The organism is Shewanella sp. N2AIL (genome assembly GCF_022690845.1).
GTDB lineage: Bacteria > Pseudomonadota > Gammaproteobacteria > Enterobacterales > Shewanellaceae > Shewanella > Shewanella baltica.
This window is the reverse complement of record NZ_JALBYT010000012.1, coordinates 78425-101447: the sequence shown is the minus strand read 5'-3', so window position 1 is coordinate 101447 and position 23023 is coordinate 78425. Positions and strand designations below refer to the sequence as shown.

At 47.2% G+C, this 23023-nt stretch carries 17 protein-coding genes; 8 read left to right on the top strand and 9 right to left on the bottom strand.

The features are described from left to right. Positions 1-207 precede the first annotated feature (207 nt). On the top strand, positions 208-4491 hold the full coding sequence (gene fdhF, locus MO387_RS09425; RefSeq protein ID WP_107948927.1) for a formate dehydrogenase subunit alpha: 4284 nt from the start codon (positions 208-210) through the stop codon (positions 4489-4491). 189 nt (positions 4492-4680) lie between these two features. Here fdhF and MO387_RS09420 read toward each other — a convergent pair whose 3' ends face one another. From MO387_RS09420 to ohrR, 5 genes are all read right to left on the bottom strand, one after another. Then, positions 4681-6345 (bottom strand): methyl-accepting chemotaxis protein, encoded by a 1665-nt coding sequence (locus MO387_RS09420; RefSeq protein WP_107948929.1) that lies wholly within the window; start codon positions 6343-6345, stop codon positions 4681-4683. A 126-nt stretch (positions 6346-6471) separates the two neighbouring features. Beyond that, entirely contained in the window at positions 6472-7620 is a 1149-nt protein-coding gene (gene chrA / locus MO387_RS09415; RefSeq protein WP_107948931.1) for a chromate efflux transporter, read from the bottom strand. Positions 7621-7821: 201 nt separating this feature from the next. Continuing rightward, positions 7822-8994, bottom strand: a complete 1173-nt coding sequence (gene rlmC, locus MO387_RS09410) for a 23S rRNA (uracil(747)-C(5))-methyltransferase RlmC (RefSeq protein WP_199908752.1) — start codon at positions 8992-8994, stop codon at positions 7822-7824. A 107-nt stretch (positions 8995-9101) separates the two neighbouring features. After that, positions 9102-10277: an FAD-dependent oxidoreductase gene (locus tag MO387_RS09405; RefSeq protein ID WP_107948933.1), complete on the bottom strand. Its 1176-nt coding sequence runs from the start codon at positions 10275-10277 to the stop codon at positions 9102-9104. Positions 10278-10406: 129 nt separating this feature from the next. Then, complete coding sequence (ohrR, locus tag MO387_RS09400) at positions 10407-10904, bottom strand: hydroperoxide resistance transcriptional regulator OhrR (RefSeq protein WP_006080381.1); 498 nt, start codon at positions 10902-10904, stop codon at positions 10407-10409. A gap of 138 nt (positions 10905-11042) precedes the next feature. Here ohrR and MO387_RS09395 point away from each other — a divergent pair, with 138 nt between their 5' ends. The 3 genes from MO387_RS09395 (at position 11043) to MO387_RS09385 (ending at position 13684) form a co-directional block, all read left to right on the top strand. Then, complete coding sequence (locus tag MO387_RS09395) at positions 11043-11468, top strand: organic hydroperoxide resistance protein (protein ID WP_012588452.1); 426 nt, start codon at positions 11043-11045, stop codon at positions 11466-11468. Positions 11469-11942: 474 nt separating this feature from the next. Continuing rightward, complete coding sequence (locus MO387_RS09390) at positions 11943-13388, top strand: cytochrome C biosynthesis protein (RefSeq protein WP_242326219.1); 1446 nt, start codon at positions 11943-11945, stop codon at positions 13386-13388. A gap of 110 nt (positions 13389-13498) precedes the next feature. Next, positions 13499-13684 (top strand): hypothetical protein, encoded by a 186-nt coding sequence (locus tag MO387_RS09385; RefSeq protein ID WP_006080378.1) that lies wholly within the window; start codon positions 13499-13501, stop codon positions 13682-13684. Positions 13685-13769: 85 nt separating this feature from the next. Here MO387_RS09385 and MO387_RS09380 read toward each other — a convergent pair whose 3' ends face one another. Genes MO387_RS09380 through MO387_RS09370 form a run of 3 tightly spaced genes read right to left on the bottom strand, consistent with a single transcriptional unit; the run spans position 13770 to position 15053 of the window. Continuing rightward, the gene (locus tag MO387_RS09380; RefSeq protein ID WP_012090084.1) at positions 13770-14060 is read right to left on the bottom strand and encodes a hypothetical protein; all 291 of its coding nucleotides are present in this window, start codon (positions 14058-14060) and stop codon (positions 13770-13772) included. 31 nt (positions 14061-14091) lie between these two features. Further along, on the bottom strand, positions 14092-14637 hold the full coding sequence (locus MO387_RS09375; RefSeq protein WP_107950307.1) for a methyltransferase domain-containing protein: 546 nt from the start codon (positions 14635-14637) through the stop codon (positions 14092-14094). A gap of 5 nt (positions 14638-14642) precedes the next feature. Further along, on the bottom strand, positions 14643-15053 hold the full coding sequence (locus MO387_RS09370) for a hypothetical protein (RefSeq protein WP_107948937.1): 411 nt from the start codon (positions 15051-15053) through the stop codon (positions 14643-14645). Between the two features lie 498 nt (positions 15054-15551). Between MO387_RS09370 and fccA the strand changes: the two genes are divergently transcribed. The 3 genes from fccA to MO387_RS09355 all read left to right on the top strand — a co-directional run bounded on the left by fccA (position 15552) and on the right by MO387_RS09355 (position 19405). Further along, the gene (fccA, locus tag MO387_RS09365; RefSeq protein ID WP_107948940.1) at positions 15552-17342 is read left to right on the top strand and encodes a fumarate reductase flavoprotein subunit FccA; all 1791 of its coding nucleotides are present in this window, start codon (positions 15552-15554) and stop codon (positions 17340-17342) included. Positions 17343-17608: 266 nt separating this feature from the next. After that, a complete protein-coding gene (locus MO387_RS09360; protein ID WP_107948942.1) occupies positions 17609-18598 on the top strand; it encodes a 2-hydroxyacid dehydrogenase in 990 nt (329 codons plus the stop codon). Between the two features lie 69 nt (positions 18599-18667). After that, positions 18668-19405: a dienelactone hydrolase family protein gene (locus tag MO387_RS09355; RefSeq protein WP_107948944.1), complete on the top strand. Its 738-nt coding sequence runs from the start codon at positions 18668-18670 to the stop codon at positions 19403-19405. Positions 19406-19623: 218 nt separating this feature from the next. Here MO387_RS09355 and MO387_RS09350 read toward each other — a convergent pair whose 3' ends face one another. Next, a complete protein-coding gene (locus tag MO387_RS09350; protein WP_107948946.1) occupies positions 19624-20028 on the bottom strand; it encodes a DUF1801 domain-containing protein in 405 nt (134 codons plus the stop codon). 241 nt (positions 20029-20269) lie between these two features. Here MO387_RS09350 and MO387_RS09345 point away from each other — a divergent pair, with 241 nt between their 5' ends. Next, on the top strand, positions 20270-22984 hold the full coding sequence (locus MO387_RS09345) for a TonB-dependent receptor (protein ID WP_107948948.1): 2715 nt from the start codon (positions 20270-20272) through the stop codon (positions 22982-22984). Positions 22985-23023 lie beyond the last annotated feature (39 nt).

The window sequence follows — 23023 nt, the reverse complement described above, 5'->3', positions numbered from 1 at the left end:
ATACCGCCAACCTAATCACGGCTCAATTCGAACAAACATTCATCAGCGCACAGTCTGCACTAGGTTTGTGATTCAAGCTGCAATTCTGCTGCAAACTTCCCTCGCCCATAAGCGTCTTCTAAAGCTGTCTAGGTATACTCGAGACAACCTAAGCCTGCAGCCCCGCGCTATAGCAGCTAAGCACCCTACATATAAAAAGGCCATGGGATGATAGAACTTCGAATTGATGACCAAGTGTTGTCGGTTAACCCGACCGATAACCTACTGCAAGCGGCACATGCCGCGGGCATAGCCATACCCAGCTTATGTGATCCCAGCGCAGCCTCGCAGCAATTAGGCACTCATGCACATACTCATGCAGACTCAAACTCAGACAAGCAAGCCTGCAATTTGTGTGTCGTCCAAATTGAAAATGCCGATGCCAGTTTGCGCTGCGTACGCGCCTGCGAAACACCTATCGAAGCGGGCATGCGGGTGATAACTCAGTCTGAATTCTTAAGTCAACAGCGCAAACAAGCACTGACAGTGATCTTAAGCGATCACTTCGCCGATTGCGAAGCCCCGTGCCAGCAAGCATGCCCTGCGGGCGTCGATGTGCAGAGTTACCTGTATCACATAGCCCAAGGCAACCATACCGAAGCCGTTAAAATCATTAAACAAACCTTGCCACTGCCGCTATCTATTGGCCGTGTCTGCCCTGCTTTTTGTGAAGCACAATGTCGCCGTGGGCTAGTCGATGAGCCCATCGCTATTCGTCAACTCAAACGCCACGCCGCCGATCTCGACTTAGCTGATGGCGAAAAGGGCGGCATGAGTTATGTGCCGCCGCGCCAAGCCGTCACGGGCAAAAAAGTCGCGATTATCGGGGCGGGCCCAGCAGGGTTAAGTGCCGGATATTACTTATCAAACCAAGGCCATAGCGTAGAGATATTCGAGGCCATGCCACAGGCGGGTGGTTGGCTGCGCTATGGTATTCCTGAGTATCGTTTGCCTAAGGCGATACTCGATAAAGAAATCGAACTCTTGTGCCATAACGGCTTAACCATACACACAGACACACGTCTCGGTCACGAGATACATTTAAATCAATTAGTTGAAGATTTTGATGCCGTCTGTCTTGCGATCGGCGCCCAAAAAGCCGTGCCTATGGATTATCCCGGCAGCACGCTCAAAGGTTGCTACTTAGGCGTCGATTATTTAAAAGATCATTGTCTCGAAAAGACTCTTGTTTTAGGTAAAAAAGTCGCCGTCATTGGCGGCGGCAATACCGCTATCGATTGCGCCCGCACTGCGGTGCGTGAAGGTTGCGATGTCACCTTAATTTACCGCCGCACCCGCGCAGAAATGCCCGCCGAAGCTTACGAAGTACACGAGGCCGAAGTCGAAGGGGTGAAGTTTCATTTTTTAACCAATCCGCTTGAAAACCATAGCGATGCTCACGGCAGAGTCCATTCAGTCACCTTCGCGAAGATGGCACTCGGCGAAGCCGATGCCTCTGGCAGACGCGCTCCCGTTGATACAGGTGAAACCTTTACTCAAGATTTCGACACTGTGATAGCCGCAGTATCACAAACTCCCGATATGAGTTTTATGCAAGATCCCGAGAGCCACTTAAGCCAAGGCACACTTGCTCTCAGCCGCTGGAATACCTTCATTGGCTGCGAGCACACTATGTCATCAGGGGCTGAAAAGCTCTTTGTGGTGGGTGATGCGCGCCGCGGTCCAGCCACCGCAGTTGCCGCCATAGGTGATGGTCATAAAGCCGCCATCGCCATAAATAAATTACTCAAACAAGGTCTAAGCTGTGAGTTGCATGCCACTGAATTTAATTCATCAAAAGTAATCAGCAAAGCGGTGACACAAGACTTGCCCGCAACCGATCTTTATCCCGCCGTACCGCGTAAAGCCCGTTTAACCATGCCCGAGCTGAGTGCGGTGCAGCGTCTACTCAACTATGGCGAAGTCGAGCTAGGTTTTGCTCCCGATGCCGCCATGCAAGAGGCCGCGCGATGCCTAGAATGCGCCTGCCAAGCCAATACTGATTGTAAATTAAGGGACTATGCGACCGACTACCATGTCGAACCTAAGTCACTCAGCACTCAAAGCGCGCGTAAGTTTTCGGTCGATAAATCGAGTCCATTCATTCAATTTGATGCGAATCGCTGTATTAGCTGCGGTAAGTGCGTTGATGTGTGCCAGTTGCAGAGTGGCCATTGTGCGATTCAATTTGCCCATGATTCCTATCAAGCACTGCCGCAAGACCTAAGCGAAACCATCGAACGCCGCGCACCGAGAGTCGGCTTTAGCGCCAGTATGGCAGACAGTAAATGCGTGCAATGCGGCAACTGTGTGCAGGTTTGCCCTACGGGCGCACTCGTCGATGCGCGGGATAAATGCCAAGGCGATGAAACACCACTCAAAACCGCCTCAACGATTTGTACCTATTGCGGTGTAGGCTGTCGGCTTGACCTTAAAATCGATACCAGCACTAATCAGATCCGTCATATCGAGGGCAACAAAGAGTCTGTGGTTAACCAAGGCATGCTCTGCGTCAAAGGGCGATTTGGTTTCGATTTTATTCACAGTGAAAAACGCCTCACCACGCCACTCATTCGTATAAATGGCCAACTCACGCCAAGTAGTTGGCCTGAAGCCATCGTCTATGTGGCCGAACATTTACAGCAAATAAAACAGCAATATGGCAGTAATGTACTGGCAAGCTTAGCCTCGGCAAAAGCCACCAATGAAGAAAACTTCCTCCTGCAAAAATTTGTCAGAAGCATACTCGGCACCAATAACATCGACCATTGCGCCCGCCTGTGTCATTCATCCACAGTCACTGGGCTACAGCAAAGTATCGGCAGTGGCGCCATGACCAATGACATTCCGAGCATTCAAGCATCGGATGTGATTTTTATCATAGGCTCAGACACCAGCAGTGCTCACCCGATCATCGCCTCGAAAATCAAACAAGCCGTGGCTTTGCATGGTGCAAAATTAATAGTGGCCGACCCTAAACGTGTCGCCATTGCCGACAGTGCACAGCTTTATGTCGCCCACAGACCCGGCACTGACGTCATGTTACTCAATGCGATTATGGCGGAAATCATCCGCAACGACTGGCAGGATAAAAGCTACATTACCGCACGCACCGAAGGAGTGGATGCCCTCTACGCTGAACTCGCAAAAGCAGATTACAGCCTAGAAAACGCGGCCTTGATAACTGGCGTTACAGCCGAAGATATCGCCTGTATCGCCCGCACCATAGGCACGGCCGAAAAAACCGCAGTCTACTATGCAATGGGGATCACTCAGCACACGACGGGACACGACAATGTCACCGCCATATCCAATCTACAACTTCTGTGCGGCAATATTGGGGTTGAAGGTGCGGGAATTAACCCACTTCGAGGGCAGAGTAATGTGCAAGGTGCCTGCGACATGGGCGCTCTGCCCAACTTCTTTAGTGGTTACCAAAAAGTCACTGACATTCATGCCAGAATGCGTTTCGAAGCACACTGGCAAACGCCGTTATCGGGAGAAATTGGCGTGACCGCCACCCACATGATGCATGATATTTCCAAAGGGAAAATCAAGGCTTTGTATGTGATGGGCGAAAACCCCGTATTGAGCGATCCTGACCAAGCCCACGTGCTTAGGGCGCTTAATGCAATCGACTTTTTAGTGGTGCAGGACATCTTCCTCACCGAAACTGCCGAGCTTGCCGATGTGGTTCTGCCCGCCGCCGCCTTTGTCGAAAAACGTGGTCATTTCACCAATACTGAACGACGAGTGCAGCGACTCGAACAAGCTCTGTTACCGCCAGGCGAAGCCCTGCCCGATTGGCAAATTGTCCAAGCCATTGCCAATGCGATGGGCGCCGCTTGGGATTACCCCAATGAAGAAGCGATTTGGCAGGAAATCAATGAGCTAACACCACAATATCGGGGCATTACTTGGCAGCGATTAAGCACTGGAGAAGACGGTAAAATTCCCCAAGGCATTCAATGGCCTTGTCCAGATGAAACCCATCCTGGAACGCCCATCATGCACCAAGGCCAATTCACCCGCGGCTTAGGCAAGTTCACGCCAGTGAGTTATCGCTTACCCGCGGAAATGCCCTGCAGTGAGTACCCGCTCACCCTCTCAACCGGACGTTTACTGGAACAGTTCCACACAGGCACCTTAACCCGTAAAACAGCGGGGCTCGACTTACTCGGCTCGCCTAAAGTGATGATTTCAGTCTATGACGCTGAGCAACTCGGCATAGGCAATGGCGATAAAATCAAACTCACTACCCGTCGCGGCGAAATTGAAATCGACGCCTTTGTGACGAAAAGAGCGCAAGCTGGCGTGCTATTCCTGCCCTTTCATTTTGTTGAAGCGGCGGCGAATAAACTCACCATCAATGCGCTCGATCCTGTTGCTTTTATCCCAGAATATAAGGTCTGCTCTGTGAGGGTAGAACGGGTTGCCGAGAAGATTGACTAAAGGAAGTGAGCTAAAGTGAATGGGTTAACGTACATTGGCTAACGTGGATTGACTAGAGTGAATTTGCTAACGCGAATTAGCTTGGATGAATTCACTCAGCTGAATTAACGGTTAACGCTTTAAAAAATAAACGAGCCAAATAAAAACGGGAGACCTTAAGTCTCCCGTTTTTATTCAAGATTGAGGCGATTAAATCCTAAACTGCCCCACTAATTTACCTAAGTTAATGCCTTCCTCTGATACCGTCAGACTCACTCTGGCCGCATCTTCACTGGAGTGCAGTAGCTCATTCACAATCTCTTGGATGGCATACACGTTACGGTTAATTTCTTCGGTCACTGAGCTTTGCTCTGTCGCCGCTGCCGCAATTTGGGTACTCATATCGTTAATCGCAGTCACAGCCGAAGTCACTGAACCCAGACTGTCGGAAATCGTGCGAGAAGAATCCACCGAACGCACGCAGCTTTGTTGACTCTCTTCCATCGCTTTCACGGCTTGGGTCACTAGCTTATGTAATGCCGATAACATCTCATTGATTTCTAACGTACTGGCTTGAGTGCGGCTGGCTAAGTTACGCACCTCATCGGCGACCACAGCAAAACCTCGGCCCTGTTCACCGGCACGGGCCGCTTCGATGGCGGCGTTTAATGCCAATAGGTTGGTCTGCTCGGCAATACCACCAATCACTGACAGTACGCTGTTGATTTTCTGGGATTGCTCGCTGAGTGATTTGATACTGCCCGCCGCATTATTGATTTGCGACATTAAAGACGCAATCTCCTCAAGCGAAGCATCAACACAGCGCTGGGCATTAGCCACATCGCCCGTTGCTGCGTGGGTCGCCTCAGCCACTTGAGTGGTATTTTTTGCCACTTCGTTAGCGGTGGACGACATCTCAGTAATCGCCGTCACCACCTGATCGGTTTCATTGTTATGACTGACTAACTGACTCGACATAACTTTAGTTTGCGCATGAATCGCATTGGCCGCAGTTTTCACTTTAGCGGTCGCCGTCGCCACATCGCCGATGATATTTTGCAGCTTATCGACAAAGAGGTTAAAGGAACGTCCAAGTTGAGCAATTTCGTCCTCCCCTTTTACGGCGAGTCGTTTGGTTAAATCCCCTTCACCCTTAGCGATATCATTCAAGTTATCGGCCATATTCTTGATTGGCACGACCATACGGTGGGCGGCGATCATGATGATAAAGCCAGTAATACCCGTAAGGAACAGTGCTATCAGTAAAATGGCGAAGGATTTATCTGCCATTTGTTCTGTCACTGTGGCGCGATATTCCTCAACAACGGCATCGATATCATCGATATAGGCCCCAGTACCTAACATCCAGTCTGTGCCCGAGATCATCATGGCGTAGCTGATCTTCTCAATCTGCTCATTGGTATTAGGTTTTTGATAGTAGTAGGAGAAACTACCATCGCCACGTTTAGCGGCGTCGAGCAGGCCGACGATAATTTTAGTGCCGCGGGGATCTGTCATATCCATCTTATTTTGCCCTTCTAAACTTGGGATTAGGGCATGAAAGATATTTTTACCTTGAGAGTCATACATGAAAAAGTAACCTGCGCTACCGAAGCGTATGTCTCTGAGTGCTTGATTCACATTGCCTTGCTCTTTTAGCGATAATTGATAATTCACTATGCCTGCGGCAATTTCGGTGGCTTCTTTAATTTGTTGTTTACGCTCACCGACGAGCTTAGTTTTAAAAGTGATCACTTCAGCGGCAAGTGCATCTTGTTCGACATAATAGGAAACCGACATCAATATGAGTAATGCGAGGATCAAAGGGAACAGCGATAGCAATAGTAATTTATTGCGTAAACTCAACTTAGACATGCTTGAATGCTCCAAAGGAATACAACTTGTATCTTTGGAGTATAGCTAACATTGTTATTTCTCTATGCGCTTAAAGTAACAAAATCTTAATCTTGCTCAAGAAATCTGCAATTAATCGCCCTCAGTTCAAAATACATTTAGCAAGATCCCACACAAGCTAAAGCCTAAAACCAGCACCAGCATGGGTGGTTTAAATAACTTCAATGCACCAAAACCAAGCAATACCAAGGCCATATCTTTGCCCGAGAATACCGCCTGAGAAAAAACCGGTTGGTAAAGTGCAGCCGCGAGTAAGCCAACAACGCAGGCATTGACGCCAGCTATCGCACCAGCAATTTTCGGTCTTGCCGCAATCGCATGCCAACTCTTCAGGCCCACCAGCATAAGGAGAAATCCGGGTAAAAAAATGGCCGCAGTCGCGATGCAAGCCCCCATGAAAGGTTTATCTAGCATGACTTCGGCGCCTAAAAAGGTCGCGAATGTGAACATAGGCCCAGGCACAGCTTGGGCAAAGGCATAACCCGTCAGAAAACGATCGCCGCCCATGGTATCGCCCACTGCTGTTTCTAGCAGAGGTAGCACAACATGACCGCCACCGAACACTAAACTCCCCACGCGGTAAAACTCGCTGAAGATCCAAGCCTCAGGTCCGAAATCCACCATAAAAAAACTGCCGATGAGCAGCACGAAAAAGAGCAGTAAATAGAGATAATTCAAGCGAATCGGTGCAAGCGGTGCAGTGTCATCTTGCGTCGCACTCAATTTATAAATACCGATAGTCGCAGCGCCGAGTAACAGCAGGATTTGCGTCCACATAAATGGCGCAATCAAAATCGCCGCAGCACTGACTAGCATCAGCAAACGGGCGGATTTGCGGTGGCAGAATTGTTTAAACATGGCAAGAACGGCATCGGCAACCACAACGACGGCCATTAACTTAAGCCCATAAATCATCCCTTGAACATAATGATTAGCGAGCCACGCCGACGTTGTTACCGCCAGTAAGTACATCAAAATAAAGGAAGGTAGCGTAAAACCAGCAAAGGCAGCAAGCGCCCCCACCAGCCCACCTCTTTGATAACCAATGGCAAAGCCCACTTGGCTCGACCCAGGCCCCGGCATAAATTGGCTTAAGGCGACAAGACTGGCGTAACGCTTATCATCGAGCCAACCGAGTTCATTAACAAAGGTCTGACGAAAATAACCAATGTGCGCCGCAGGCCCGCCAAAACTCATCAAGCCTAAGGTAAAAAAGCGTAGGAAAATCTGTAGCATAAATCGCCGCCCATCAATGCATAAAGTGCTGAAGATTATGCCACTAAAAAGACATTTTGATGAAGTTTCACGCGAGCAACGCAGATAAAAGCATAACAAGGGCCCCACACAGCAGAGCCCTTAAGATAGTTTGAGCGGATTTGCAAGAATCATAAAGCGAGTGAGTACAGATGCTTAGAGATACATTGATGAGCTAAAAGATTAATCCTTCACCAACATAGCTAAGACTTCAAAATGATCCGTATGGGGAAACAAATCAAATAGCTGCACCTTGGTTAAGTGATAACCTTGAATATGCTCGAGATCTTTCGCTAAGGTTTTGGGATTACAGCTGGAATAGAGAATCGCCTTAGGGGCAAACTCGCTTAATGACTGGCATAAAGCCTCGCCAATGCCGCGCCTTGGTGGATTAACAATAATCAAATCCGGCTTATCGGCAGCGCTTTTGCCCTTGGCAAAGTCGGTGGAATCGAGCGCCATAAATTGCACGTTTTCGAGCCCCATCATTTGCGCTGACATTTGCGCGCAGGCAATCGCCTCGGCTTCAATTTCAATCCCTGTGAGTGTAATGTCTTTGGATGCGCAGTGCAGTCCGAAACCGCCGACGCCACAAAACAGATCCCATAACGAGCGAGGAGAAAACTCGGCAACCCACTCACGGGCGGTTTGATATAACTGAGCCGCAACCTGCGGATTGGTCTGGAAAAAGCTCTTGGGCCGAATGAACAAAGGCACATGATTAAAACGCTCTTCAAGCCTAGTATTCTCAGTTAAGAAAATCTCCTCATCGCCCTCAAGGATTGCCATATGAATCGGTTGAATATTGACTGACACTACTTTTATCTGCGGATATTCGGCCAGTAATGCAGGTAATTCGCGTTCGATGCGTTCGATGCCATTGTGTGATCGCAGCACAAAACGCAGTAGATATTCGCCGCGTACTTGGCTGCGGGTTAGCAAAATAAACTTAAGCTCGCCCTTGGCTTTATCAACCCGATAGGGAGGAAGGCCCGCCTGCTGCACAAAGCGGGTTAAACGGTGTAGCAAGGCTTGCATATCAGCGGGATACAACAGGCAGTCACAAAGATCCACCGCCTCGCCGCTTGGGCTCACAATCCCCAACACGGGTTCATGGGCGGCACCGAGCACCACCATTTTGGCTTTATTACGAAAGCCGCTGTCATCGCCAGTGATGGGAGGCAGAAAAAGTTCTGCCGAATTTGCGGGAATAAAAGGCGCGAGTAATTGCAGTAACGTTTGGGTTTTAACCGCTACTTGCTGCGCTAGAGGCTGCTGAATATGCCGGCAAGAAAGGCACTGACCTTGATTAAAATAACCACATTGCTTAACGGCATTCACAATAGCAGCACTCACGACAGATCCTAGATTCAGTAAAAAAGCGCCACACTGTAGCGGTTTTACGGGTAAAAATCATCTCGAAACACACTCAACCAGTACCAAGGGCGCAATTTTAGGTTTATTCAAGACAAGCTGAGTTTATCAACATCGGCAATCGCCTCGCGCTTACCAAGGGCCTTTTCAATCCATTCAAGTACTTCTGCCGAGGTGCTGCGAAACGTCGTTAACTTACCGCCGTATAAACTGAGGATGCGAGGATGGGAAATCGATGTTTTCATCAAGGTATCCCGCGGCCGCTCAAAGGCTAGGCTATTTTGCTTAGGTAAAACCCGAATGCCGCAGAAGGTTTGAGTTATCTTCGCCTTAAGCTCATCAATCTCCGGCGTTAGCGGGAAGTAATGCTTATAAATTCCAAGCAGATAATTAATTTCAGACTCAGTCGCTTCGGGTGGTTTATCTAAAGAAGCCAGTTCCGTTTCTGTGGTGCCAACCAAAGTTTGCCCATACCAAGGCATCACAAATATGACGCGCTTATCGAAGCAAGACTCTAAATACAAGATGCCATCGGGCGCAGGAATATCCAGTAGCACATGGGCGCCTTGCACCCAATCGAGTTCAACACCCGCAAGTGGAGGCAAGACTTTGCTTAAAACCGCATTCACCCATGGGCCGGCAGCATTGATCACTAGACTCGCTTCGGCTTTATGGATTTCGCCCCTGTGGCTAAAACTCAGCTCACAAGCCTCGCGCCTATGTTCCAGCTCAAGAAATTCAGCCTCGGCATAGACTTCGGCGCCCAGAGCCTGCGCGCTGCGCGCCACCGCTTGAGTTAACAACTTATCGTCGGTCTGCGCATCCCAATACTGAAATACCGCCTTTAATCCTTTGAGTTTCAATCCTTTAAAACGATGCCAATGCACGGCAGGCACAGACACAAATTGGCCCAAGGGATCAAACTCACTCAGCAGCGCATACATGCTTAAGCCCGCGCGAATAGTCCAGGGACTGCGCTGACTGTTGTCATACACTGGAATATAAAAAGGCACAGCTTTAACCAGAGTGGGCGCAAGATTGAGTAAATGGCGCCTTTCAAGCAAGGACTTACGGACTAAATTGATTTGCCCCGTTTCTAAATAGCGCAAGCCGCCGTGGATAAGCTTGCTGGAATTAGCCGAGGTTTGGCCGCCAATTTCGCCCCTTTCAATCAGCAAGGTAGAATAGCCCGCAGCTGCCGCATATTGGGCAATGCCGACACCGCTGATCCCACCGCCAATAATGGCTATATCGAAACTGGCCATAACTCACTCTCGCTAACGTTCCATAGACGACCGACCTACTGAGCCTCATTCAATCAAGCTCAGTCGAACAGCTAATAAGCGTTAATATGTCAATAAGTTAGTCTTAGATCAAATCTCGACGATAAGAGTTTAATCAATACTGGCATGTAATTGTTTAAGTGCTTGATCGCACATGGCCTTTAAGGCTTTTAACTCGCTCGCCTCGCCGCCGACTTTGCAACGCATTAAATGGGGGATTTCACTTGCCTGCGTTTTGAGGGCAATTCCTGCGGCCGTTAAGGCGAGCACTCTCACGCGCTCATCTTGTTCGCTGCGACCGCGAGTCACTAATCCCTTGGATTCTAACCGCTTTAGCAATGGCGTTAACGTGCCTGAATCAAGAAAAAGTTTATCCCCTAAGGTTTTGACACTAATGCCCTGCTCTTCCCATAGCACTAGCATGACCAAGTATTGCGGATAGGTGAGATCCAATTTATCTAACAAAGGGCGATAGGCTCGCACCATAGCATTCGCGGCGCTATAAAGTGAGAAGCACACTTGGTTTTCAAGGCATAAAGCATTATCTGCGCTGGTATTTTCGGCCATATCGACAGGATTAACACGGGTGTTGGGTTGAGTTGTTGCCATAGGAAGATCCGACAAATTAAATATATTGTGCACAATATACTTGCATTCACACCAAAGATCGAATTATAGTTTATCACAATTGAATTGCGCGCAATTCAAATCAATTTACTTAATCCTTAATCTAAGAAGGTCAATATTATGAAAACACTTTATGAAACACGTGCCACAGCAAAAGCGGGTCGTCAGGGTCAAGTTAGCACTGATGATGGTTTACTGGATGTGGCGTTAGCCTATCCAAAAGCCATGGGCGGTAGCGGACTTGCCACTAACCCAGAACAACTGTTTGCCGCAGGTTATGCTGCCTGTTTCTCAAACGCCGTTTTGCATGTTGCTAAAATCGGCAAAGTGGATATTACCGAAGCGCCAGTCAGTGCGGTTGTTGGCATAGGTGCCAATGATGCCGGCGGTTTTGCATTAGCTGTTGCTTTAGAAGTCACCTTAGATTTACCACAAGAAGCCGCTGAAGCATTAGTGCGTCACGCGCATCAAGTTTGTCCATACTCGAACGCTACACGTAATAATATCGACGTGAAACTGAGCGTAAATGGCGTAGCGTTAGGTTAACCCCATCATCGAGCCAGCAATAAAGCACCTTATGTTATATAGGGTGCTTTATCTTTATTAATCAATAACGATTCTGGCAGAGTCAATACTACTCAGATTGTAAAAGCCTATATGAAAGCCGCTGTCTAAGTCGGTGTGAAAGCGGCTAACCGCAGATCAGCCTGAGAGTGCCAAACCTAATAATAGTAACCCAAGTTCGAAGACCAGAATGCGGCCCGCTAAAATGTGATGAGCCAAAGTGTGCACCGCACTATTTCTACCCTAATTCTGCCCTAAATTTCTTTCTGCCCTAGAATTTCTGCCCTAGCTAAACGTTTACCAAAGATAAACTTGTTTCAGTTCCCAAAAAATTGTTATTCGCGAGTTAACTAACACTTCTTAATATCTAATTTAATCAAAATGATTGATTTAAGTAGAGTAAGAGTTAATTGAACCGTTTGACGATACTTAAACCCACTCTCAGTGGGAGGCGCTATGACAAAATATCTATCTAAAATCTCGCTGTTTTGCTCTCTATTATTCCTCTTTGCCTTTTCCATCCCGAGCTGGGCCGAAACAGCGCCAGCAAGCTCAGCGGATCAAACTTGGCATTATGTGAATGCTCAAGGTGAACTCAAAATTAAACTGTATTTCTTCTGGTCCAAAACCTGCCCACATTGTGCAGAGGCCCATCCTTTTATTGATTCATTACCGCAAAAGTATCCTTGGATAGAACTCGAATCCCATATGGTGTCAGCTCCAGGCGTGCAGGATATTTGGCAAACTATCGCCGCAAAAACCACGACAGAGGCGCGTTCTGTGCCCTATATGGCCAGCTGCGAAAAAACCGTGGTGGGCTATTCGAGCGAAGCAGTCACGGGCGAGTTTCTCGTCAATCGACTGAAAAATTGCTATTTATCCCTTGGCGGTAAACTCAGCGAAGCGGACTTGCCCACTAAAGGCTTTGTCAGTACTAGCGCGAGTACAGAAACCGATGCGCCGCTATTTGGCACCTGCGGCACAGATACTGGCGAAGGCACCTGCGATGCCACCAGCTTGGGTGACGCTACAGAAGCATCACTAGCGCAATCTGAAGTCCAGCCCGTTGAGTTGCCTTTAGTGGGCGTAGTGACACCTGAGACTATGTCTTTACCGCTGCTCACCTTAGTGCTCGCAGGCGTGGATGCCTTTAACCCCTGCGCCTTCTTCGTTTTACTGTTTTTATTGTCGATCATGGTTAATGCCAAGAGTCGCAGCCGCATGTTGCTCGTCGGCGGGATTTTCGTGTTCTTCTCAGGCTTTATCTATTTCCTGTTTATGACAGCATGGCTGAACATCTTCCAGCTGTTGGGCGCAGGCAGTGATGGTGGCATGATCATCTTAGCAGCGGGTTGTTTGGCCTTAATCGCTGGGATCATCAACATTAAAGATTACTTCTTTACTAAGGGGGAAGTGACGCTGTCGATGTCGGCAGAAAACCGGACGAGTTTGATAAAGCGCATGGGTAAACTGTCAAATTCGAGTAGCTTAGGTGCCTTACTTATTGGCTCTACCGTACTAGCAGTTCTCGCCAACGCCTATGAACTGCTCTGCACCGCGGGCTTCCCAATGATCTACACCAGCGTGCTTTCTATGCACAATCTGCCAGACATTGAACGCTATATGTATCTGGTTTTATATAACATTGTTTATGTGATCCCGCTGGCGATTATCGTTATCGTCTTCAGCGCGACCTTAGGTAAACGTAAACTGACTGAAAAAGAAGGCCAAGCCCTAAAACTCATGTCAGGTGTGATGATGTTGGGTATGGGTATCGCGCTGGTTATCGACCCTACTGCACTGCAAAATGTGGCGCTGGCACTGGGGTTGATCTTAGGCTCATTGGGGATTACAGCTATTATTGTCATCGGCCGCAAACTGTTCTCGGCTAAGGCCAAGTAACTGGCGAAATAATTGGTAAAATAATGGATGATTGGCAAATTTATGGCTAACGACTAAAGTTAACCTTGGGTTTGCCGATAAAGGGATCCAGCTTACAATCGAGGTTAGTTATGTCTATTTCACTGAACACCCAAGCTATCGCACCTAATCTAGAAAATGGTGCAGTTGGCGTTAAGGTTGCTCAATTAGCCAAAGAGCAGCAAAAAGCCGAAGGTAAAATCGCGGTAGATTTAATTGCAGCTGCGGCGCCAAAACCGGTAGGTAATGCAGGCCACAACATCAACACTACGGCCTAATTGTTAGCAATACAGCATTTAAAAAAGCGCCTCTGATTATCAGGGCGCTTTTTTTTGTTATTTTTCTACAAAACGTCAGGCGAATTTAAGAAAAAGCATTGCCATTCACATGCATAATCGTAAATGTCCACACCACGAACGCCAGTGGAATATGCACTAAGGCATAGAAAAACTGATCGAGTCGTCCCATTCCTTTTGCTAACCAAATCAAATACAAGTGTAATCCAATTACCAGCGGGAACAGGGCTAATAGCGGATACAGAGCGACAGGGCTAGCATCGGAAAACAGGCTATGACTTAATAAAGCCCAAGCCACCATGACAGCGGTCGTTAGCGGTGGTGTTGCAATGCGATATTGCTCTGGATAGGGAAACATCCTACGACCTCTTGAGTCTCAATCGGTAAACTTACGTTTTAGGTTTTCGCACAATCAACTGTGCTTTATAACTGCTGTGAGTGGACTGCGGATCACATAATCGACCTTCAAAGTAATGTAAAGGTTGCCAGTTAGCAAACACTGATTTGAGTTCATTTTCAGTGAGTAAGAAATCGGGGTTACGTGGCCGCCCACTCTCAGCCTGTTGTGTGGTAAAGGTTTCATAGACGATAAGGCCTTCAGTCTTAACCGCCTTGGCAATTTGCGGTAATAATGGCCGATGCAGATAATTGAATACTAACACTATGTCGTACTCTTCAATCGGTAGCGATGGCGCAGCCTCGGCTTCTAAATCCCATTGATATTTGCGGGCGTTCACATGCTCAATGTGCGACATGGCAGACAAATCCCTGTCGATAAATGTCACCTCAGCCCCTTGCGCTAGAAACCACAAGCCATTACGCCCAGAGCCGCAGGCAAGATCGAGTACTTTAAGTCCATCGAAGCGAGAAACAGGCCAAGCAAACTCAGTGATTAAGGCTGCGGCTGTCACGATTGGCGCATGGATTACAGACATTAGCATTAGCCCTTAATTTCTTTTTTCGAGTCGATTTGCCGACGATGCACAATAGAATAATGCCTGAGCCCTGCTGGACCATGGGACACAATCACGGACAAAAAGAGTATCACGATTAACAGCTCAGGCTTGAAATTAGCCAGCGGCACAAACAGACCAAGTAAGCCTACTTTTACTAAGGTTAACACACCCTTAAGCTGAATTAACCAACGCCAATCACGCACAATTTCCCACAACATTAATATGCTGCCCGTCGTCATGGCGAGATACCAATAATTCAGCCATTGCGTTTTATCTACACTTAATAAAATGCCACCGCCAACACCGACTATTCCTAAAATATGCAATGCCCTTAAACAGGTTTTACTCAAACGTTGAACCCAAAAACGTTTTTCTGATATGCCTTGTTTCTGCATTACATCCCCTTAAGAACCAACTGCGTAACATTTAATTAAACTAACAATATAATTCTATACAATAAAGGCTGGATAAATAACATTATTTATAGAATACTCAAAAATAACTAATTGAAATTATTAATGTGCAAACTCACATTATAATATCTATAAAATACAAATAGATAAAATGCCTCGCAAAACCCACAATCAATACCACTTTTATTTCATAAAGTTAAATCCAATCTATTCAATATGTTAACTCGCGCAAGTTATACCGTATTCAATCAGTGACCAGTCTCAACTTCATTAATATTTCCCATCCGATTGCACATTTTAAATATGTTATTTTCGCTGCAACAAAGGTTATGTGATCTGAACACACATATACCTCTTTAGATAGTGCTAAATTTGCAAATGGAGAATGCTCTAACAGTGCGTGAGCTGCGTAAAAAATAAATATCACGCCACGATGAATAACCCTTATTAAGTAGATGAATGTACGGCGGAGGAACTACCATGTTCACAAGAAAGATTCAAAAAACAGCACTAGCCATGCTGATCTCTGGCGCAATGGCAGGAACTGCCTATGCTGCACCAGAAGTGCTAGCCGATTTTCACGGTGAAATGGGCAGTTGCGACAGCTGCCACGTCTCAGACAAAGGTGGCGTCAGCGATGACAACCTTAGCCATGAAAATGCCCAATGCGTTAGCTGCCACGGCGATTTAAAAGAACTGGCCGCCGCCGCACCTAAAGACAAAGTCTCACCCCATAAATCTCACTTGATTGGCGAAATTGCTTGTACAAGCTGCCATAAAGGCCATGAGAAATCAGTCACTTATTGCGATGCTTGCCACAGCTTCGGCTTCGATATGCCTTACGGCGGTAAATGGGAACGTAAGTTTGTTCCTGTTGATGCAGACAAAGCGGCACAGGATAAAGCCATTGCTGCTGGCGTAAAAGAAACCACTGATGTGGTTGTTATCGGTTCAGGTGGTGCAGGCCTTGCTGCTGCAGTATCAGCCCGTGATGCTGGCGCAAAAGTAATCCTGCTCGAAAAAGAACCTGTCCCAGGTGGTAACACTAAGTTGGCCGCTGGCGGTATGAACGCTGCCGAAACGAAGGCGCAAACTAAGTTAGGTATTGAAGATAAGAAACAAATCATGATCGACGACACCATGAAAGGTGGCCGTAACATTAACGATCCTGAATTAGTGAAAGTGCTTGCGAATAACTCTTCAGACTCTATCGATTGGTTAACCTCTATGGGTGCCGATATGACTGACGTAGGCCGTATGGGTGGCGCAAGTGTTAACCGTAGTCACCGCCCAACCGGTGGTGCTGGCGTAGGTGCACACGTAGCGCAAGTACTATGGGACAACGCAGTAAAACGTGGTACTGACATCCGCTTAAACAGCCGTGTTGTCCGTATTCTTGAAGATGCGAAAGGCAATGTGACTGGCGTACTCGTTAAAGGCGAATACACTGGTTATTACATTATTAAAGCCGATGCTGTGGTTATTGCTGCCGGTGGTTTTGCGAAAAACAACGACCGCGTAGCTAAGTACGATCCTAAGTTAAAAGGCTTTAAAGCTACTAACCACCCAGGTGCAACCGGTGACGGCTTAGACGTGGCACTGCAAGCAGGCGCAGCAACTCGCGATTTAGAGTTCATTCAAGCTCACCCAACATACTCACCAGCGGGTGGTGTAATGATCACCGAAGCGGTACGTGGTAACGGTGCTATCGTGGTTAACCGTGAAGGTAACCGCTTTATGAACGAAATCACTACCCGTGATAAAGCGTCTGCCGCGATTCTGCAACAAAAAGGCGAAAGCGCTTATCTGGTGTTCGATGACTCAATCCGTAAGAGCTTAAAAGCGATTGAAGGTTATGTGCATCTGAACATTGTTAAAGAAGGCAAAACCGTCGAAGAGTTAGCAAAACAAATCGATGTGCCCGCCGCTGAACTGGCGAAAACCATCACGGCATACAACGGTTTCGTGAAATCAGGTAAAGATGCGCAATTTGAACGTCCAAACCTACCACGCGAATTAGCAGTAGCACCTTTCTACGCATTAGAAATCGCACCTGCTGTTCACCACACTATGGGTGGTGTTGTGATTGATACTAAAGCCGAAGTGAAGAGCGAAAAAACCGGTAAACCAATCCAAGGCTTATATGCTGCAGGTGAAGTGACTGGCGGGGTTCACGGTGCTAACCGTCTTGGCGGTAACGCAGTATCAGACATTGTGACCTACGGCCGTATCGCCGGTGCTGAAGCGGCTAAATTCGCTAAAGATCACTAGTCACAAACCGTATAAGGGTTAACGGACTAACCCTTGGCTCTCAAAGCACGGTTTTAAATATGAGAGCCCTAGCTTGAATAACTCAAGCACTGCTAGTCAATCCATAAGCGAGCCATCAGGGCTCGCTTTTTTTATCAAGCGTTTTAGCTAATTGATGACAAAGCTCACTCTTTTAATAGTCAATTTTCTAAGGCTAAGGACAAAAAGCCCTAACTCACTTACACTCTTTGGCTGATAACTACATCACAATCCGTTAGGTGACTGAAATGAGAATTGGATTCTTTAGCGCAAAACATTACGACATGCAGCATTTTAACCGCACAAATGCCGCGTTTGGTGCACAAATTGAGTATTTCGATTATCGCCTCTGCATGCAAACGGTGAAACTTGCTGAAGGGTTTGAAATCGTCTGCGCCTTCGTTAACGATTCACTCTGCGAAGAAGTCCTAGTCGAACTCGCCAAGGGCGGTACGAAAATCATCGCCATGCGCTGCGCAGGCTTTAACAATGTCGACTTAGTCGCCGCTAAACGCTTAGGCATGCAAGTCGTTAACGTACCGGCTTATTCTCCTGAATCCGTGGCAGAACACACAGTCGCGCTGATGTTGACGCTGAACCGCAAAATCCACAAAGCCTACCAACGTACCCGCGATGCCAATTTCTCCCTCGAAGGTTTAGTCGGTTTTAACATGTTCGGCAAAACCGTCGGCGTGATTGGTACAGGTAAAATCGGCGTGGCCACCATTAAAGTCTTGCTCGGTTTTGGCTGTAAAGTCATCGCCTACGATCCCTTTATCAATCCAGCAGTTGTTGCGCTAAATGTTGAATATCAAGATCTCGATTTTATTTATGCCAACAGTGATATCATCAGTTTGCATTGCCCGCTCACGGCCGATAACCGCCATTTGCTCAACCAAGCCAGCTTCGCCAAGATGAAACCCGGTGTCATGGTGATCAACACCAGTCGCGGTGGCTTACTCAATGCCTTCGATGCGATGGAAGCCTTAAAACTCGGCCAAATCGGTTCACTCGGTCTCGATGTGTATGAAAACGAAAAAGGCTTATTCTTCGAAGACAAATCGAATGAGATCATTCAAGACGATGTATTCCGTCGATTATCTGCCTGCCATAACGTGATTTTCACGGGTCATCAAGCCTTCCTCACCGAAGAAGCCTTAGGCGCCATCGCCCAAACAACCTTGAGCAATGTAAAAGCGTTATGTGGAGGGGAACTCTCAGGTAACGAATTGTTTTAACTGACAGATAAAATCCTGACTGCTACAGTGAGGCTTCAACGTTTGAAGCCTCACAGAGAGAACCTCAATATGCTAGTCACTCAGGAAACTCAGGATATCTCCACGCCTTCAGGGCTAATGCGCACTTATATCTACCGCCCAGAAGCACAGGGGCAATTCCCAAGCATCATCTTTTATTCCGAAATTTTTCAGCAAACGGCACCTATTGCACGCGCTGCAACAATTCTTGCTGGCCACGGTTTTGTGGTATTTGTGCCGGAAGTATTCCATGAACTCAATCCTTTAGGCACAGTGCTCGCCTACGATGAACCGGGTAAAGACAAAGGTAACGCCGATAAATTTGCAAAACCTTTAGAGCACCACGACAGCGATACCCAAGCATTAGTCGATTTTGTACATCAACAAGCTTACTGCAATGGCAAAGTGGGTAGCATGGGCGTGTGTATCGGCGGCCACTTAGCCTACCGCGCCGCACTTAATCCTGCTATTTTAGGGGCATTTTGCCTCTATCCAACTGACATTCATTCCAACACCCTGCCCTGCGCCTACGGCAATGACTCACTGAGCCGCAGCGGTGATATTCAAGGGGAATTAGTGTTAGTGTTCGGCAAGCAAGATCCCCATGTATCAGCGGAAGGTCGAGTGTTAATCCACCAGCAATTAATGGCGCTGAACCGTAACTTCACTTGGCTTGAAGTCAACGCTCAACACGCCTTTATGCGTGATGAAGGCGATAGGTACGATCCGGCATTAGCGCTGCAAATGTATCTGCAAGCGGTAGCGTTTTTTCACAGGGTGCTGCGATAATTAGCTTTGAAACGGCTTACCACAAAAAGTCAGCAATCTTTAATTACATCGTTAAACCTTTATTGTATCGCTCAAATAGTGTGGCGGGTTGTCCGAAAAGACTTAACTCGCCGCACTATTTACGTTTAATAAACCACTAAAACACGCTCACTGAAGCAAGCTAAAACCTTAATAAACATTATGGTTTTAGTGATTCATCATCTTTTTATTTAATGAAACTAAGCACCTAGTAAAGGTAGATGTTTGATACTTTTGTATTTCAACGATAATTCAATACATTGAGAAATTGCGGTTATTGGCAAGGGATCATGGATACTTAACACTATGGCTCGATTCCCTTCAAACTGCAGCGCATGGGAATGTAGCTCTCGAAATGTATCAACCAGCTTAGTTTTACAATTAAAGAATAGGTAGTATTGTTCGGGATATTTTGGCTTCCAGTCAAATCTTACTGTACTGCCATTTTTAACTGAATAACTCGGCTCGCCCCATTTTAAACTCTCTTCCACCGCGCCTAAATCCTGCGCTGCGGCAATTGTAAAAATCAAGGTTCGGATCCGTAATAGCAAGGGTGTTATATGCTCAGGATAGCGTTCAAACTTGTTCTGCACTTGCGCTTGCATGCTCTTATCCTCCCATTTACACCATGCCGAATCATCATATCTGTAAAACAAAAAAACACGCTGCGGGCCCACATGGGTGAATGACAAACTCTTAGTGGGTGGCGATTATATCAGCACTTTATTATAAACCGCGCATTAGGGGTGTGACACAGTGTCGCAGGTCGTTGAGTTTTTATTGAGATACCCGCTTAATCCTTTATAAAACATACCATTATTTAAACAGACCTTTCATAGGCTTATTATGACCCGCTCAGCAGTAATGACTTCAATGGCGATATCCCTAGCCAGCATGGCCACGTTTTCAGGGATAGCAGCCGAAGCCGAAACTGAAGCAATGTTTCCAGCATCTGCAATTAAACCTCAAGTATCGACTCCCACTACCATCGAAAGAATTGCCATTACAGGGAGTCGAATTCAAAGGGAAGAGATGGCCTCCACCGCGCCTATGACCGTTTTTACCGCGCAAGATATCGAGAAAACCGGTGCCACCTCAGTTGAGATATTACTGCAAAGAATGACAGCCTCTGCGGGGTTTGCGGGTAATCAAACGAATGCCTATTGGACTGAAGGTGGCTATGGTTCAACCCAAGTCAACCTGCGTGGATTAGGGGTGAATCGCACACTCGTACTGCTCAATGGTCGACGTATGCTGAACAGTGGCACTGGGGCAAACTCCTCAGTTGATCTTAATACTATTCCCATTAGCGTGGTTGAACGAATCGAGGTATTAAAAGATGGTGCATCCGCCATTTATGGTGCCGACGCGGTTGCAGGCGTGGTCAATATTATCACTCGGCAACAAATCGATGGAGTTGAGTTTCAAGCGCGAACGGGCATAACCGAGCAAAACGATGGTGAACAGTACAAGCTCGACCTTGCCCTCGGTCATATCGGTGAGCGTGGCAGTGGATATATGGCGATGAGTTACGATAAAACCCAAGCCGTCGATATGCTGAGTCGCGCACCTTGTCCGCTTGAGGAAGTGAATGGTGAGCTAGTGTGTGGCGGTAGCTCGGCGCTGCCGGGAGGCAGAGGCCATTTCATTGATACCAATGGTAATCCAATCGGCGATCCGATAATGCTATTACCAACAGGAAGCACCCCTTACACAAGCAGCCATAAAGACAATACTTATCAGTATTTTAATGCGGTTCAACCTAACGAGCGAGTCAATCTTTTTGCCTACGGCGAATATGACTTAACTGCAAGCAGCCAAGTGTTTGCTGAAGCTATGTACACTCACCGTAGCTCACAATTACCCGCTACCCCGCAATCGGTGTCTGGAATAGTCATTCCTGCTTGGCATGAGTCAAACCCGACCGATGCAGACTTTCTACTCCAGAGTCGTAGACTGGCAGAAGCGCCCCGACAATTTAATATTCAAGCGGATACTTGGCGCTTAGTGACAGGTTTTAGAGGGGATTTAGATAACGGTTGGCAATGGGATGCCGCAGTTAACTTCGGCAGTAACCGTGGTTCCTATGAAGTGACCAATGTCATTAATAAGGCTCGTCTTGCCGAGGCGACTGACTATAGCAGTTGTCATTTTGATCCCAATGTCCCTTGCGCAGACTTTTGGGGAGCTGGCTCACTCACACCTGAAATGCTGGACTATTTCCTGTTTAACATGCGTGATAGCGGCGGTAATGAGCAGTTTAGTCTCACGACAAATATCACAGGCGCTCTATGGCAGTTACCCGCGGGCATGATGAGTTTTGCTGCAGGACTAGAGCACAGAAACGAGAAAGGATGGAATGATCCCGACCCACTTAAAATCAGTGGTGAAGCAAACACAGCCCAGCAAGATCCGATTGATGGTCGTTACACTGCCGACGAAATCTATCTTGAAGCCTTGTTACCTATTTTAAGCGACCAGCCATTTGCTAAGTCGGTCGAATTAACAGCGGCGTTGCGATATTCCTATTTTGATACCTTCGGTGGCGATACCAATTATAAAATGGGACTGCTGTGGGTCGTCAATGACGCAGTGACTCTGCGGGCCACGCGATCTACGGCATTCAGAGTACCGAATATTCCTGAGTTGTTTGGCGGCATAGATCAAGGCTCCATGAATACCACAGATCCTTGTAGCGAGTGGGTTAAGCTCGACCCTAGCTCGAATCGATACGCTAATTGTATGGCATCAAACGTGCCAACGAATTATAAGCAAGAAGGCACAATATTAACCGACCGTGGTGGCAATGCTGAACTTGAACCAGAAGAAGCCAATACCTTTACTGCGGGTATTGTTTGGGATCTGGGGTTTATTGAAGGGCTCAATATCACGCTCGATTACTACAAAATTGAGATTGATAACGCCATTAACTCAGTCAATGGTTCGAGCAAATTAGCCGCCTGTTACGACAGCAAAGGGATGACGCATCCTTTCTGTAGCGACGAACACTTTGTGCGGGATGCAATGACAGGCAACATCACCTATTTACAAACACAACTGGGCAACGCCGCCAACGAAGTGGTTTCAGGTGTTGATATGGCGATGTTTTACCAGAAAGAAATGGGCAGCGTTGTGACTAATACGACTTGGGAGCTGAGCTATTTAGATCAATACGATCTGCAAACCTACGCCGGCGCCCCCGTTGAATCTCGAGCTGGCACCATTGGTTATGATGGTAGCTATACCAAATGGCGCTCAAATCTCTATTTTGATGTCACTAATGACAATTGGCGCTTTAGCTACAACATTCAGTATATTGGCGCGGCGGATGATCAATATGCCAATGCTGGAGATATAGGGGACTCAGTTGATGCGCTCACTTACCATAATGCACAGGTTCATTATCAAATGGACAATAATATTGCGTTCACAGCAGGTATCGATAATTTGTTCGACAAGCAAGCGCCATATCATCAAAGCTATACCGACGGTAATACCAACACTATGACGTACGACCTAATGGGACGTCGTTACTATGTCGGGATGAAATGGGCTCTGTAATGCTTTGAGCTTAAGGGGGCCCCCTTAAGCAAGCAGGCT